Annotated in this window: 12 protein-coding genes; 6 read left to right on the top strand and 6 right to left on the bottom strand. The window is 68.1% G+C overall.

Annotated features, from left to right (window positions below; translation table 11 throughout):
• The first annotated feature begins 3 nt into the window (after positions 1–3).
• The 6 genes from mtrB to ACYVKL_RS14035 all read left to right on the top strand — a co-directional run bounded on the left by mtrB (position 4) and on the right by ACYVKL_RS14035 (position 7151).
• Positions 4–2022 (top strand): MtrAB system histidine kinase MtrB, encoded by a 2019-nt coding sequence (gene mtrB / locus ACYVKL_RS14060; RefSeq protein WP_379165724.1) that lies wholly within the window; start codon positions 4–6, stop codon positions 2020–2022.
• Positions 2019–3818 (top strand): MtrAB system accessory lipoprotein LpqB, encoded by a 1800-nt coding sequence (gene lpqB / locus ACYVKL_RS14055; RefSeq protein WP_379163139.1) that lies wholly within the window; start codon positions 2019–2021, stop codon positions 3816–3818. Before mtrB ends, lpqB begins: the two co-directional genes overlap by 4 nt.
• 16 nt (positions 3819–3834) lie before the next feature.
• Positions 3835–4479, top strand: coding sequence for a ComF family protein (locus ACYVKL_RS14050; RefSeq protein ID WP_379163136.1), 645 nt, complete (start codon positions 3835–3837; stop codon positions 4477–4479).
• 233 nt (positions 4480–4712) lie between these two features.
• Positions 4713–5381, top strand: a complete 669-nt coding sequence (gene hpf / locus ACYVKL_RS14045) for a ribosome hibernation-promoting factor, HPF/YfiA family (RefSeq protein ID WP_379165723.1) — start codon at positions 4713–4715, stop codon at positions 5379–5381.
• A gap of 110 nt (positions 5382–5491) precedes the next feature.
• Positions 5492–6784 (top strand): acetyl-CoA C-acyltransferase, encoded by a 1293-nt coding sequence (locus ACYVKL_RS14040; RefSeq protein ID WP_379163133.1) that lies wholly within the window; start codon positions 5492–5494, stop codon positions 6782–6784.
• Positions 6785–6842: 58 nt separating this feature from the next.
• The gene (locus tag ACYVKL_RS14035) at positions 6843–7151 is read left to right on the top strand and encodes a hypothetical protein (RefSeq protein ID WP_379163129.1); all 309 of its coding nucleotides are present in this window, start codon (positions 6843–6845) and stop codon (positions 7149–7151) included.
• A 438-nt stretch (positions 7152–7589) separates the two neighbouring features.
• Here ACYVKL_RS14035 and bluB read toward each other — a convergent pair whose 3' ends face one another.
• From bluB to ACYVKL_RS14005, 6 genes are all read right to left on the bottom strand, one after another.
• Positions 7590–8222, bottom strand: coding sequence for a 5,6-dimethylbenzimidazole synthase (gene bluB / locus ACYVKL_RS14030; RefSeq protein WP_379165722.1), 633 nt, complete (start codon positions 8220–8222; stop codon positions 7590–7592).
• 140 nt (positions 8223–8362) lie between these two features.
• The gene (locus ACYVKL_RS14025) at positions 8363–9613 is read right to left on the bottom strand and encodes a fatty acid desaturase family protein (RefSeq protein WP_379163126.1); all 1251 of its coding nucleotides are present in this window, start codon (positions 9611–9613) and stop codon (positions 8363–8365) included.
• A 95-nt stretch (positions 9614–9708) separates the two neighbouring features.
• Entirely contained in the window at positions 9709–11181 is a 1473-nt protein-coding gene (locus tag ACYVKL_RS14020; RefSeq protein ID WP_379163123.1) for a fatty acid desaturase family protein, read from the bottom strand.
• A 153-nt stretch (positions 11182–11334) separates the two neighbouring features.
• Complete coding sequence (locus tag ACYVKL_RS14015) at positions 11335–12498, bottom strand: ferredoxin reductase (RefSeq protein WP_379163120.1); 1164 nt, start codon at positions 12496–12498, stop codon at positions 11335–11337.
• A gap of 200 nt (positions 12499–12698) precedes the next feature.
• Complete coding sequence (locus ACYVKL_RS14010; RefSeq protein WP_379163117.1) at positions 12699–13295, bottom strand: DUF6912 family protein; 597 nt, start codon at positions 13293–13295, stop codon at positions 12699–12701.
• Positions 13279–14700, bottom strand: coding sequence for a WS/DGAT/MGAT family O-acyltransferase (locus ACYVKL_RS14005; protein WP_379163115.1), 1422 nt, complete (start codon positions 14698–14700; stop codon positions 13279–13281). The genes ACYVKL_RS14010 and ACYVKL_RS14005 overlap by 17 nt, the downstream gene beginning before the upstream one ends.
• Positions 14701–15115: the final 415 nt, after the last annotated feature.

The following is a 15115-nucleotide window of genomic DNA, read 5'->3' as shown; positions in this document are numbered from 1 at the left end:
ATGATGGCCTGGTTCCGCAATCTCGGCGAGCAACTGGGCCATGTATGGCGGCGTTCGCTGCAGCTGCGTGTCGTCGTGTCCACCCTCACTCTGTCGCTGATCGTCATCACGATTCTGGGCGTCGTGCTCACGAGTCAGATCACCGACCGGCTGTTGGACGCGAAGATCAACGCGGCCGTGGAGGAAATGGGCCGCGCCCGCAACACCGTTCAGAACCAACTGACCGGTGTGCACGACTCGGGCACCCAGCAGAGTCGCCTGGACGATGCCCGCCGCGCGCTGTTCTCCAGCGCCGGCGGGACCCAGACCGGAGGCGCCGCAGGCAGTTACGAGGCTGCCCTGGCCATGACCGGGGACACCGGACAGGAGATCAACTCCGGCGCCATCCAGGAGATCCCCGCCGAGCTGCGGCAATTCGTGAAGCAGCGGCAGGTTTCCTACCAATTCGCGACTGTCGCGAGCCCGGATGGGTACAAGGGCAAGGCGCTGATCATCGGCAGCCCGTCGGCGGACATCGACTCGCTCGAGATCTACCTGATCTTCCCGCTGACCAATGAAGAACGCAGCCTGTCGCTCATGCGCGGCACCATGCTCATCGGCGGCATCGTGCTGCTCGTGTTGCTGGCCGCCATCACGGCGCTGGTGACCAGACAGGTGGTGCTGCCCATCAGATCCGCGGCGCGCATCGCGAGTCGGTTCGCCGATGGACGCCTCAAAGAGCGCATGCTGGTGCGCGGTGAGGACGACATGGCCAGGCTGGCCATGTCGTTCAACGAGATGGCCGAAAGTCTGTCCAACCAGATCACCCAACTCGAGGAGTTCGGAAATCTGCAGCGCCGCTTCACCTCCGACGTCAGCCACGAATTGCGCACCCCGTTGACCACGGTGCGCATGGCGGCCGACCTCATCCACGGATCCAGCGACGACCTGGACCCGGCGCTGGCGCGTTCGGCCGAACTGCTCGTCAACGAACTCGACCGGTTCGAGGGCCTGCTCAACGACCTGCTCGAGATCAGCCGCCACGACGCGGGTGTGGCCGAGCTGCAAGTGGAATCGCTCGACGTGCGCATGTGCGCGCGGGCCGCGGTCTCCACCGTGCGGCACCTGGCCCGCGAATCCGGCGTGGAACTCGTGGTCGACATGCCCGAGGAACCCCTTGTCGCCGAGGTGGATCCGCGCCGCGTCGAGCGGGTGCTGCGCAACCTGCTCGCCAACGCCATCGACCACAGCGAGGGCAAACCGGTGCTCATGCGCATGCGCGGCGACGGCGACGCCAACGCGGTCGCCATCGTGGTACGCGACCAGGGCGTGGGCCTGCGGCCCGGCGAGGAGAAGCTGGTGTTCAACCGCTTCTGGCGCTCGGACCCCTCCCGTATGCGCCGCTCCGGCGGCACCGGCCTGGGCCTGTCCATCAGTGTCGAGGACGCCAACCTGCACGAGGGCAAGCTCGAGGCGTGGGGCGAGATCGGCGTGGGCGCGAGCTTCCGGCTCACCCTGCCGCTGGTCCGCGGCCGCAAACTCGGCCCCAGCCCACTCTCGCTGGAACCGCCCAAGTTTCGCGGCGCGGTCTCGCCCGAACAGCTGGCCCTCGACATCGCGGGCTCCGATGCCGCACCGGCCGCCGAACCCGCTGCGCCGGCGCTCGAATCCGAGCCCACCGCAACCGAACCGGGAACAACCGAATCCGGGAACGACCCCGCGGTCCCGGAGCTCCTCGGGGAAACCGATGGCGGGGAGGCGGGTTTCGAGGCGATCGCCCCGGAATTCCCCGCCGCCACGGTGATCGACGGGCCTACCGCGACGGCCGAGGATGTCGAGGCGGCCGCCGCCGACCTCGTCGACGCCGCCGATCTGGCCGCGGCCGACGCCCTGGCCGTCCACGAAGGCTTCGCCCCCGGCGACGACTCCCGCCCGGACGAGGACGCCGAGACCCCGGACCCGGCGCAGCGCAACGGAACCGCTTCCGGCCGTGAAACTTCCGGGGGCTCCGCGCCGGCCGAGCAGGGCGACGGCCAATCATGAGGACACCAGCGCAGGGCCTGTGCCGGGCCCTGCTGGTACTCGGCTGCCTGATCGGCGTGAGCGCCTGTGCGAGCCTGCCGGATTCGTCGGCTCCGCAGGCGCTGGGCAGCCTGGACCATCAGCCCACCAGCACCGCGCTCAACCCGCCGGTCGCCGGACGGGAACCCGAGCAGCTGCTGCTGGACTTCCTGCAGGCCACCGCCGACCCCGCCAACCGGCACCAGCTGGCCCGCCAATTCCTCTCGCCCGCCGCCAATGTGCAGTGGGACGACGGGGCCGGCACCACCGTCGTCGACTCGCAGCCCAACACCCTGCGGGAATCGCGCACCGGTGACTCGGCGACCTATGTGATCCGGGCGCGCAGGATCGGTGAGCTGGCCTCCGACGGCTCCTATCGGGCCTCCGACGGCACCCTGGAAACCAAGATCGACCTGGAGAAGATCGGCGGCGAGTGGCGGATCAAGGATCTGCCGTCCGGCGTCATCGTCGAACAGGCCGCGTTCGCCAAGTTCTACCACCGGTATTCGCTGTTCTTCCCGAATCTGGCGGGCGTCGGCATGGTGCCCGACCTGCGCTGGATCGCGGCCCGCAAGGACCAGTTGGCGCAGCGGCTGCTCAGCCTGCTCAGCGAGGGCCCGCAGGCCGCTCTCGCCCCGGCCGTGCACAACCCGATGGGCGCGCCCGTGGCGCTGCGCGGACCGGTCACCAAGGCCAATGGCGATCCGGACAATGTCGGCGTGGGCGGCGGCGGCATGGCGGTCGACTTCTCCGGTGCGGCCGGGCTCGATCCGGCCGCGCGCGACCTGCTGGCCACCCAGGTGGTGCTCACCCTCGGCGGCGCCGACGTGCTGGGCCCGTACCTGATCAACGCCGACGGCAAACCGCTCAACGAGAAGTTCGCCGGCGGCTGGCAGCGCGCCGACGTGGAGGCCCGCAGCCCGGATGTCATCGCCCGCAACCGAACCGGACTGCACGCCGTCCGTGACGGTTCGCTGGTGGCGGTCAACGGCAGCGGCATCACGCCCGCGCCCGGCTTCTTCGGCAGCACCCACGCCCTGCAATCGGTGGGACTGTCTCCGGACGGCACCCTGGTCGCCGCCGTCGCCCGCTCCGGCCGCCCGGACCCCGAACCCGAACGCACCCTGATCATCGGCACCTATGACGGGCAGGGCTTCCCGGTCGCCACCGGCGGCACCTTCACCCGGCCCACCTGGCCCGCCGACGGCGGTTCGGCCTGGTCGGTGGTGGACGGGGACCGGGTGATCCGGGCCGTGCACGACCGCGCCAGCGGCAATGTCTCGGTCCAGGACGTAGACATCTCGGATCTGATCGCGGCCGCGATCAACGCGAACTCGCCGCGCACGCCCATCACCGAACTGCGCATCTCGCCGACCGGGGCGCGGGCGGCGATCATCGCCAACGGCAAGGTGTACGTCGCCGTGGTGGTGCCGCAGCCGAACGGGAAGTTCGCGCTGTCCTCGCCGCTGCCGCTGGCCATCGGACTGAGCACGCCCGCGGTGTCGCTGGACTGGCTCACCGACGAGCGGGTCATCGTGGCCCGCGACGGCACGGTCGACCCGGTGGCCGGGGTGCTGGTGGACGGCTCGGAATTCCGGCCACAGTCCTCGCAGAACCTGACCCCGCCGGTGCGGGTGGTGAGCGCCTCGCCCGACCAGGAGTACGTGGCCGACTCGCGCGCGGTGCTCGAGCTGACCCGCAATCCCGAAGGGCGCGAGGACTACTGGCGCGAAGTTCCGGGACTCGGGGCCAACGCGGTGCCGGTGCTGCCGGGCTAGGCGCACACTGAGGGGCATGGGGGAACTGCTGGATCTGATCCTGCCGCGTTGCTGCGGCGGGTGCGGCCGGACCGGGACGGGGTGGTGTGCGGACTGCGCGGCCGCGCTGTCGGGCCCGCCCATCCGGATCCGCCCGCGCGCCGATCCCGGGGTGCCGTGCTGGGCGCTGGCCGCCTACACGGGCGCGCCGCGGCGGGCCGTGCTGGCGGTCAAGGAACAGTGCCGCCGGGACCTGACGCGACCGCTCGGGGCCGGATTGGCCAGGGGGCTGGATCATTTGCGGGACGCGTCCCGGCCCCTGGTGCTGATCCCCGCGCCCAGTCGCGGGGCCGCGGCCCGGCGGCGCGGCGGCGACCCGGTGGTGCGTGCCGCGGGCATCGCGGCAGGGTGGCTACCGGGTTGCCGACTGGTATGCGTGTTACGCATGAGTCCCGGTGTGCGGGATTCGGTCGGCCTCGGGCATCGCGATCGCCGGCACAATCTGCACGGTCGGATCCGGGTGGCCACCACCCGGCCGCCGAGTGCCCTGTTTCCGGCAAATGCCGAGGTAGTGGTCATCGATGATGTGCTGACCACCGGCGCCACGGTGTCCGAATCGGTGCGGGCGCTGAGTGCCGCGCGGATCGCCGTGCGTGCCGTGCTGGTTACCTGCGCTGCTTGATTCTCCGAAATTTGCGTGAACACTGGCGGACAGGTCGCTGGCGCACTAGGTTGGCGATCAGACACCCGAACCGCAAGTTTGGAGGTGGCGCCTCGGACATATGTGCCGATGCGAGATTCATCGGTCGGCACACGTTTCAATCCCGCCGCACGAGCGGCTTGTGCGGCCAGATCCGGGAGGTACGCGTGACGACTTCTTCACGACTCTCAGCGAAGAACGCAGGCACCTCGGTGCTGCTCGATGACGAGGTCATCGACGACTCATCCAGTCGGGCCACCACGGCAGACATCGTGGTGAAGGGCAGGACCCTGGGGGAGGGCGGAGTGCCCGACCATTTTCGAATTCACGTGGCGGACAAGCTCTCTCGCTTGGAGCGCTTCGACCCCACCATCTACCTCTTCGACGTGGAGCTCACCCACGAACGCAACCGTCGTCAACGCAAGAACTGCCAGCGAATAGAGATCACCGCCCGCGGTAAGGGTCCGGTCGTCCGGGCCGAGGCCTGCGCCGACAGCTTCTACGCCGCCCTCGAAGGCGCGGTCGAGAAGCTCGAGAGCCGGCTGCGTCGGCTCAAGGATCGCCGCCGCGTGCATCACGGGGACAAGACGCCGATCTCGGTCGCGGAGGCGACCGCCAGTCTCGTCGACGAAACGCTGTTCTCCGCCAACGGAGCCGAGAGCGCCCATGACCATTCGGCCGCCGCGATGGACGAATCCGCCGGTCCCGGGCATGTCGTGCGCACCAAGCAGCACCCCGCGATACCGATGACGGTCGATGACGCCCTCTATCAGATGGAGCTCGTCGGTCACGATTTCTTCCTGTTCCAGGACAAGGAGACCGACCGACCGTCGGTCGTCTACCGCCGTCACGCCTTCGACTACGGGCTCATCAGGCTCGCTTAGTCGGCAGCTTCAGGGACATCAACCTTCGACCGGGGTCACGGGACGGGCCCCGGTCGCCTGTTGTCCAGGGCACTCTTGCTGTTACGGCGTGTATCAGTTAAAACTGTGCCATGGCTACCAAAGGCGCTCGCCGTGCTGTCATCGTCGCCGGGGCGCGGACCCCGTTCGTGCGGGCCTTCACCGATTTCACGCGGATGGACTCCATCGACCTCGCCGACACCGCGGTGCGCGGGCTGCTGGAACGCACCGGACTGCCCAAGCAGGACGTCCAGGGCATCGTGTGGGGAGGGGTGATCCTGCCCGGCGCGGCGCCCAACATCGCGCGTGAGATCGCGCTCGACCTCGAACTGGACCCGGGGTGCGAGGGCTACACCGTGACCCGCGCCTGCGCGTCCGGACTGCAGGCCGTGGTGTCCGCGGCCGCCGCCATCGAACGCGGCGAGCACGACATCATGATCGCCGGCGGCAGCGACTCCACCAGCAATGCCGAGGTCAAGCTGCCGCAGAAGCTGGTGCACGCGGCCGCGCCGCTGGCGCTGGGCAAGCCCAAGGCCAAGGACTACCTCACGGCCGCAACCCAATTGGCCCCGTTCTACGACCTGATGCCGCGCCGCCCGCAGATCGCCGAACGCACCACCGGCGAGGTGATGGGCGAATCCGCCGAGAAGATGGCGCGCATCCACGGTGTCTCGCGCGGCGCGCAGGACCACTTCGCCGCCACCTCCCATCACCGGGCCGCCGCCGCCATCGAATCCGGCCGCTTCGACCGCGAGGTGCTGTCCGTCCGCACCCCCGACGGCAGCGCGGTCTCCCGCGACGGACTCGTGCGCCGCGACACCAGCCTGGCCAAACTCGCCAAGCTGGCACCGGTTTTCGCCGAGAACGGCACCGTCACCGCCGGCAACTCCAGTCCGCTCACCGACGGCGCGTCCGCGGTGCTGCTGATGAGCGAGGAGAAGGCCCGCGCCCTCGGTTTCCAGCCGTTGGCGGCTTTCCGCTCCTGGAGCTTCGTCAGCGTCGACCCCCGCGACCAGGTCCTCATCGGCCCCGCCATCTCCATGCCGCGCGCTCTCGACCGGGCCGGAATGTCCTTGGCGGACATCGATTTCGTCGACATCCACGAGGCCTTCGCCGCCCAGACCCTCTCCGTCGTCGCCGCCCTGGCCAGCGACGAATGGGCAAAGACCCGCCTCGGCCGCGACACCGCCGTCGGCGAGATCGACCCGGCGAAGCTCAACGTCCACGGCGGCTCGGTCTCCCTCGGCCACCCCTTCGGGGCCACCGGCGCGCGCATGGTCACCACCATGGCCAACGAACTCGCACTCACCGGCAAGTCCACCGCCCTGCTCGGCATCTGCGCGGCGGGCGGCATCGGGGCCTCGGCGGTGCTCGAAGCCGTCTGACCCGCCGAGCGACGCGGAAGGATTGCGGCCCGCAACTTCCCAGGCACACAATTTCGGTGTGGGTTTCCGGGAATGGAAGCAGGCGGTTTCGCATGGCGACAGTGATCGCGCCATCGCCGCGCGCATGGGCACCAACCAGATGCGGGTGTCCCGGCATCTGGGCGGTGACTCGCCGGTCGCGGAAACCGTCATCGCGTTCAGCCGCACCTATCGGGTGAGTCCGATCGAAGGTCTCATCGCGGCCGGGTTCCTCACTCGTGACGACGTCGTGCGCGCCTCGCTGCAGGAGGCGCTGCGCGAGGCCACCGGCGCGGAACTGGCCGCCGAGGTGGCTCGCCGGCTGGCCGGTCCCGAGTACTTCCAGTGAACGGCGAGAACGTGGTCGCGGCTACTGGCCTGTAGCTGTGCACCGTCGGTCACATGTGATGCACAGAGCAATTGCGCATATTCACATCGCGCTTACCCGGGGAAATGGTTTCGCGCGCAGCCGAATTGGCGGCCTGGGTCACGCTGTTTTCCGATTTCGCCCATCTTGGGCGAACGTCCAGTTACGCCTACCGTCGGTGGTGGATCCGGTGTGACCGCGATGCCCGCGACTTCCACCGGATGCGTATCCGAAACACAAATGATCCACGCATGTGAAAGCCGGTACTACCGATGTCTGTTCGCAAGATCGTTCTCTCCGCCGTGGTCGCCGTTCCCGTCGCCGCCGCCGCGCCGCAGCACTGATTCGCCACGCGCGAAACCCCTTTCGACAGCGAAAACCCCGATCCGCGTGGATCGGGGTTTTCGTGTGTTCGTTCGGTCAGTCGTCCGAGCGAGGGGTGAACTGCTCCCAGTGGATGGCCGACTCGAGCGGGCGGCGATTGCGCCAGCCGAAGCGCTCCAGATCCGGGATCTGCTGGAATTCGTGCACCGGGCCGACGCACAGCCAGGCCACCGGCTTCACGCCCGGCGGCAGGCCGAGCAGGTCGGTCAGGAAAGGCTCGTCGTAGAAGCTCACCCAGCCGACGCCCACGCCCTCGGCGGTGGCGGCCAGCCACAGGTTCTGGATGGCCAGGATGGTGGAGTAGATGCCGGTCTCGGGCACCGTCGCGCGGCCCAGCACGTGGGTGCCGCCGCGGGCCTGATTGTGGGTCACCACGATGCCGGTGCCGCTCTCCACAATGCCTTCGATCTTGATCGGATTGAAGGTCTCGGCGCGGTCGGCGGGCAGCGAATCGTTGAACTGCTGCCGTTTCTCGGCCACGTGGTCGGCGAATTTGCCGAGCGTGGCCGGGGCCCGCAGCACCACGAAGTCCCACGGCATGGAGTTGCCGACGCTCGGGGCGCGATGGGCGGCCTCCAGAATCCGGAGCAGGGTGGTGTCGTCGACCACCGCACCGGTGAATTCGGCGCGGACGTCACGGCGCAGTTTGATGGCGTCGTAGACGCTCAGACATTCGAGGGAGCTGATCGGGCCTTCGGAACACACGTGGTCCAGTGAACCAGGCGGGTCGATCGCCGAACCTGGCAACCCTCCACAGCACGAACGCCTCCCGCCGGGACTCGGCGGGAGGCGTTCGCGAATATCGGTGACTAACCGGCCATGGCCGGTTCGCGCCGGGCCAGCTTGCGCCGGCCCTCACGCAGCGCGGTGCGCAGGCCGCGGCGGCGGCCGGTCATCGGATCCACCGTGGCCTCGCCGCCGAACATCTTCTCCGACTTGGTTTCCGGAGCGTCGTCGGTGGAGCGGCGCAGGTACTTGTTGGGCAGCGACAGCTTCATGATGGTGCGCCACGACTTGGCGTACTGCACCGGCAGCGAACCGGTGGTGTAGGGCAGGTCGTACTTCTCGCACAGCGCCCGCACCCGCACCGCGATGTCGCGCAGGTGGTTGGACGGGATGTCCGGGTACAGGTGGTGCTCGATCTGGTGCGAGAGGTTGCCGGACATGAAGTGCATGACCGGGCCGCCGGAGATGTTGGCCGAACCCAGCATCTGACGCAGGTACCACTCGCCCTGGGTCTCGTTGTCGCAGTCGAACTTGGTGAACTTCTCGGCGCCGTCGGGGAAGTGGCCGCAGAAGATGACCGCGTTGGTCCACACATTGCGGACCACGTTGGCGGCCAGGTTGGCGGTCAGCGTGCCCAGGAAGGCGGGGCCGGTGAGCAGCGGGAAGATCAGGTAGTCCTTGGCGGCCTGCTTGCCGATCTTCTTCAGAACCGTCTTGCGGTCCTCCTCGAACTGAATGCGCTCGGGAGAATCGGGGGCCCACTTCTTCTTGGCGACCTTGCCCAGTTCCAAATGCTGAATGGCGACGCCGTATTCGAAGAACATCTGCAGCAGCAGGTTGTAGACCGGCTGTCCGAGATAGAACGGCGACCACCGCTGGTCGCGGGTGACGCGCAGCAGGCCGTAGCCGATGTCGTCATCCATGCCCAGCACGTTGGTGTACTTGTGGTGCAGGAAGTTGTGGGTGATCTTCCAGTGCTCGGACGGGCCGGCGTTGTCCCATTCCCACTTGGTCGAGTGGATTTCCGGATCGTTCATCCAGTCCCACTGCCCGTGCATCACATTGTGGCCGATCTCCATGTTCTCGATGATCTTGGCGGTGCCCAGCAGGGCGACGCCGGCCAGCCACGCGGGCGGGAAGAGACTCGCGAAAAGCACTGTGCGGCCACTGATTTCGAGGCCGCGCTGGAGACGGATCACATTGCGGATGTAACGGGCATCCTTCGCGCCGAGGGATGATTCGACTTCGCGGCGGATGGCGTCCAGCTCCGCTCCGATCGCTTCGACATCCTCCGGGGTGAGGTGCGCGTATTCCTTGACATCCGAGATCGCCATGCTGGTTACAGTACCGTAGGTTACGGTCCCGTAGGTTGGCTTGGATTGAATCGCTAACGTGTCGAATACCGCATTGTTATCGCGACTGTACTCTGCTAGCGATTGCGCCGCAGCGCACGCGAGAACCAGCCTTTCCGATTGGCTTTCTCGGTCAGCAGCGCCTTTTCCGCCAGCGCCTTTTCGCGCAGCGCGGCCTTGGCCTCCCGCAGCACCTGCTTCTCGTGCTCCGCCTTCTCCTTCAGCGCCACCTTCGCCTCCTGCAACGCCGACCGCAGCCCGCGCCGCTCACCCGTCACCGGATCCAGGCCCCAGGTCGGCTGGTGCTCGGCCAGCCACTCCGACGCGTTGTGCTCGGCGAGCCATTCGGAGGCGTTGTGCTCGGCCAGCCACTCGCCGCCGTTCCAGGCCGGCAGCGAGATGCCCGCGAACTTGCGCTCCGAGGAGGTCTCGGGCGCGTCGTCGGAGGTCCGCTTGAGCCACTGATCCGGCAGTGCCAGCTTGTGAATCGTGCGGAACGCCAGCAGATACTGCTTGCCCAGCGAGCCCGTGGTGTACGGCAGGTCGTACTTGTCGCACAGCTCGCGCACCTTCACCGACACCTCGGCATACCGATTGCTCGGCAGGTCCGGGAACAGGTGATGCTCGATCTGGTAGCTCAGATTGCCGCTCATGAACGCCATCGCCGGGCCCGCGTCGAAGTTCGCGCTGCCCAGCATCTGGCGCAGGTACCACTCGCCCTGCGTCTCGTTCTCGAACTGCTCCTCGGTGAACTTCTCGGCGCCGTCGGGGAAATGGCCGCAGAAGATGACCGCGTACGCCCACAGGTTCCGGACCAGGTTCGCGGTGGCGTTCGCCTTCAGCGTCGACTTCCAGGCCGGACCGGTCAGCGCCGGGTAGATCACGAAATCCTTCGCGACCTGCTTACCGGCCTTGCTCCAGAACGCCTTGTTCGGCTCGGTGAGGATGTGGCGCGGCGGGAAGAGCTGGGACTGGGGCACACCCATCTGCACCTTGGTGGCCGCCAGATCGTGCAGCGCGATGCCCCACTCGAAAAACGCGGCCAGCACCAGGTTCGCGGCCGGCTGCACCAGGTTGATCGGCTTCCACTCCTCGTCGCGCGTCATGCGCAGGATGCCGAAACCCAGATCGTCATCCATGTCGAGGATGTTGGTGTACATGTGGTGCGAGTAGTTGTGCGCGGCCTTCCACTGCGCCGACGTCCCCGTCATGTCCCACTCCCACGTGGTGGAGTGGATCTCCGGGTCGTTCATCCAGTCCCACTGCCCGTGGCTGACGTTGTGCCCGAGCTCCATGTTCTCGATGATCTTCGCGACCGAGAGCAGGGCGGTGCCGGTCAGCCAAGCCCAGCGCTTCTTCGACGCGAACAGGGTGGCCCGGCCGGCCGCCTCCAGGATCCGCTGCGCCGCGATGGTGCGCCGGATGTAGCGCGCGTCGCGCTCTCCCAGCGAGTGCTCCACATCGCGTCGAATCGTGTCGAGTTCCTGGCCCAGGGCTTCGATATCGGACGCCGAGAGGTGGGCGAACGTCTTGATGTCGGTGATGGCCACCGGCAGTCCTTCCGTGGTTGATCTGCCTTCGCACCGCTGTGCGGGTGGGCGGCCCCGAAGGGCCGGTCAGGCTCGATTGCTATCGAGGGTAGCCGTTCTCGGGCGGGGCCGTCTCACACGGTGCGGTGTGGGTCGGACCTCGTGCACTGTGCGTCAGACCTCGAGCGTGCAGTCGCCCGCGGCCGCGGAGATGCAGGTCTGGATCTTGTCGCCGGCGCGGTGTTCCTTGCCGTTGCGCAGATCCCGCACGTGGCCGTCGGTGACGGTCACCACGCAGGTCTGGCAGATGCCCATGCGGCAGCCGAACGGCATCTGCACGCCAGCGCTCTCACCGGCCTGCAGCAGGGTGGTCGCGCCGTCCACTTCGGCGGTGCGGCCGGTCTTGGCGAAGGTGACGGTGCCGCCCTCGGCGGTGGCGTTGCGCTCGATCTCGAACCGCTCCACGTGCAGGCGGTCGCCGATACCGGCCGCGGCCCAATGCTTTTCGATCTCGTCGAGCATGGGCAGCGGGCCGCAGGCCCAGGTCTCGCGTTCCCGCCAGTCCGGGCACACAGTATCCAGATCGGCCAGCGCGAACTTGCCGTTCTCGCCGGTCAGGTGCAGGTGGGCGGTGAAACCCGGACGGCGATCGTGCAATTCGCGCAACTCGTCGCCGAACATGACGTCATCGGGGGTGCGGGCCGAATGCACGTGCAGCACATCGGGGACCGCGTCGCGGCGATCCATGGTGCGCAGCATGGCCATCACCGGGGTGATGCCCGAGCCCGCGGTCAGGAACAGCACCTTGCTCGGCGCCGGATCCGGCAGCACGAAACCGCCCTTCGGCGCGGCCAGGCGCACGATCGTGCCCTCGGGGACGCCGGAGACGATGTGGCTGGACAGGAAGCCCTCCGGCATCGCCTTCACCGCGATGGAGATGAGCCGGCGGCCCTTGTTGGTGGCGTCGCCGGTCCAATCCGGCGGGCAGGTCAGCGAATACGAGCGCCAGTGCCAGCGGCCCTCCACCAGCACGCCGATGCCGATGTACTGGCCCGGGGCGAACTTGAAGTCGAATCCCCAGCCCGGCTTGATCACCAGGGTGGCCGAATCCGCGGTCTCCTTGCGGACTTCCACGATGCGGCCGCGTAGCTCGCGCGCCGACCACAGCGGATTCACCAGGTGCAGGTAGTCGTCGGGCAGCAGGGGAGTGGTGATCCGGGCCGCGGCTCCGCGCAGGGCGTCGAGCGGAGTCCGCCCGGCGTTCCCGCCTTCGGCCACGGGGGCCTCCAGCCATTCGCGCAGTCCCCGCACGGAGAATCCGCCACTCTTCGATGCCATATCCCAGAAGCTTTCTGTCGTCGTGCACGCTGGTCAGCGCTTCGTCGCGCACAAGTTGCCCATGTGATGAGCAACCATCACAGCCAGGTTACGGCATCGTAGGTTACGGGGCCGGATGTACCTGTCTCTCGAAACTCGCGGGCCCCCGTTTCGCTGAAACGGGGGCCCGGAACGAGAATTCTATGACTGCTGCCGGCCGGTCAGAGCAGGTCCAGGAGGAAGGGGAGTTCCTGGGCCGCGTACCAAGCCAATTGGTGGTCTTCGGCGTCGCCGAGCACGAATTCGGCGTCGGCGTCGCCCATGTCCGCGGCGTCGATGACCTCGACGGCCTTGGATACCTCGGACTCGGCCTCGGCCAGGTCCACGTGGATCGAGGCGATCCGGTCGTAGGGGATGGCTGCCGAGAGCCGGACCACCGCGTCGTCCAGGTCCGGGCGCAGGGTCGCGCCGTCCACGTCGGCGGCGATGACCGCGCGGCGGAAGATCGGGCCGACCGGTGCGGACCTGCCGGTGCCGTCGGGCTCGCCCGCGTCCTCGCCGCCCAGATCCGCGACGGCCTGTTCCTCGGCGAGTAGTCGCAGCGAGGCACGGGCGGCCTCGGCCATGGCGACCTCGGCCAGTTCCTCGTCGTCACCGGAGGCGTAGGCCTCGCGCAGCGCGGGGGTGACCGCGAAGGCGGTGTCGTTGAGGGCGCGAATCTCCCGGTCCTTCACGAGTTCCCGCAGCATCGGCACCGTGGCCGGGACGTAGACCCGTAGCTTCTTCGATACGGCGGACGACTCACTGGACGCAGGCACCGAGCATCTCCTCCATCGACTCGTGCACCGAAGCGGTCAGCACCGCGATATCCGCCATGGCGTCGCGATCGGCCGTGAGTCCGTAGAACACCCGCCCGTCGTAGGACGTGAGCCCGATACTCAGAGCCTGGAAACGCAGTAGCGGCGATACCGGGTACATCTCCAGCATCCGCGCGCCGCCGATGTACATGGGCTGCTGCGGACCCGGCGCGTTGGTGATCACCAGATTGAACGTGTGTTCTGCAAAAGTACTCGCCGAGCGCACGCTCATGGCATGCAGGCTCGCCGGAGCGAATCCGGCCATGTGCACCAGCGTGCGGGCCCGCACCCCGCGCTGATGCCGGGAGTGCGCCTCGGTGGCGTGCTTGATGTGCGAGATCCGGATCACCGGATTCGGCTCGCCCACCGGCAGATCCAGCACCAGCGAGGTGACCTCGCCCGCGGGTTTGAGCTCCCCGTTGGGTCCATCGGCGTACACGGACATGGGGACCACGGCGCGCAGCGCGTCCGCCTCGGTCAGCACCTGCCCGCGCGAGAGCAGCCAGTTGCGCAGCGCACCGGTCACCACCGCGAGGATCACGTCGTTGATGGAGCAGTCGAAGCGTTTGCGGATCTTGCGGTAGTCCTCGAGATCGGTGCGCACCACCTCGAAGCGGCGATTGCGCGAGGTGCGCGTGTTCAGGGGACTGTCGGGCGCGCCGATGGCCGCGGTGCGAACCATGGACACCAGTTTCTGCACGGCCTTGCCGGTGGCGTCGACCATGGCGAAGGCCTCGGCCACGTGGTGGCGTGCCACCTCCAAGCCCTCGCGCGGCTGGGTGGCCAGGTGCAGGACCGCGCCGAACAGCAGTTCCAGTTCGGCGGGTTCGCGGTGGGCGACCCAGGCGTCGTCGGCGACATCGCGGGGCGCGGTCGAGGTGTCGAGGATCACATGCCCGATCTCGAGCGCGCTGTCGCCGTCCACCAGGCCCGAATGGGTTTTGGTGAAGATGGCGCAGCGGCCTTCGGACAGGCCTTCGACCAGGTACATCTCCCATAGCGGCCGGCTGGGGTCGAGCGGGCGCGAGGCCAGTCGCGCCACCAGGTCCAGCAGTTGTTCGTCGGTCCCCGGTTCGGGTAGCGCCGAGCGCCGCACGTGATAGGTGATGTCGAAGTGGCTGTCGTCCACCCAGATCGGGCGGCCCAGCGCGAACGGGATCTCCCGCACCTTGCGCCGGTAGAGCGGCACCAGCGGCAACCGCGATTCGACCAGGCTGACCAATCGCTCGTAATCCAGCGGTCCGTGCCCGGAGTTCCCGGTCGGCGCGGGATTGCGCAGGATGGCCAGGGAGCCGATGTGCATCGGGTTGCTGCTGGATTCCAGTCGGTAGAACGACGCGTCCTGGGGCGTCAGTCTGGTGATCACGCTGCCCGGTACTCCCTTATCCCTGCCTGCGCCTCGCAGTTGTCCCCCTGCCGAGGCGCCGGCTTTCACGCGGCACGAGCCGCCTGGAGGCAAGCTATCGCAATACGATCACCTGGGGGAATGGATGGGCCGCACTGCCCGAGATCGCACACCGTCGTCGGCGTGGCGGCTCCGGGTGCGCGGGCGCAGACCACCGCACGCCGGACCCCCTACATGGTACGTCAGGGGTTTCGAATCAGCTTCGGCCGCAATCGCATTCGCTGGGTGGTCGCCAGCGCTCCCGGGAGGATCCGACCAGGCGCGTTTTCACAGCTTCTCCTCAGCGCCCCGACCGTCCCCCGCGCACTTCAGCACCTACGATGGGCTCCGGATTACCATGGCTTGTGAATGCGCGCCCGCGCGCAGGCCTCCCGCC

The organism is Nocardia tengchongensis, from assembly GCF_054781395.1.
The sequence above is the reverse complement of the archived record's forward strand: the minus strand, read 5'-3'. Positions and strand labels throughout refer to the sequence as shown.

Bases quoted from the DNA above. Each gene is read 5' to 3' on its own strand.
- ACYVKL_RS14015 (WP_379163120.1), bottom strand. From the start codon at position 12,498: ATGGCATCGAAGAGTGGCGGATTCTCCGTGCGGGGACTGCGCGAATGG.
- mtrB (WP_379165724.1), top strand. From the start codon at position 4: ATGGCCTGGTTCCGCAATCTCGGCGAGCAACTGGGCCATGTATGGCGG.
- ACYVKL_RS14025 (WP_379163126.1), bottom strand. From the start codon at position 9,613: ATGGCGATCTCGGATGTCAAGGAATACGCGCACCTCACCCCGGAGGAT.
- lpqB (WP_379163139.1), top strand. From the start codon at position 2,019: ATGAGGACACCAGCGCAGGGCCTGTGCCGGGCCCTGCTGGTACTCGGC.
- ACYVKL_RS14040 (WP_379163133.1), top strand. From the start codon at position 5,492: ATGGCTACCAAAGGCGCTCGCCGTGCTGTCATCGTCGCCGGGGCGCGG.
- ACYVKL_RS14050 (WP_379163136.1), top strand. From the start codon at position 3,835: ATGGGGGAACTGCTGGATCTGATCCTGCCGCGTTGCTGCGGCGGGTGC.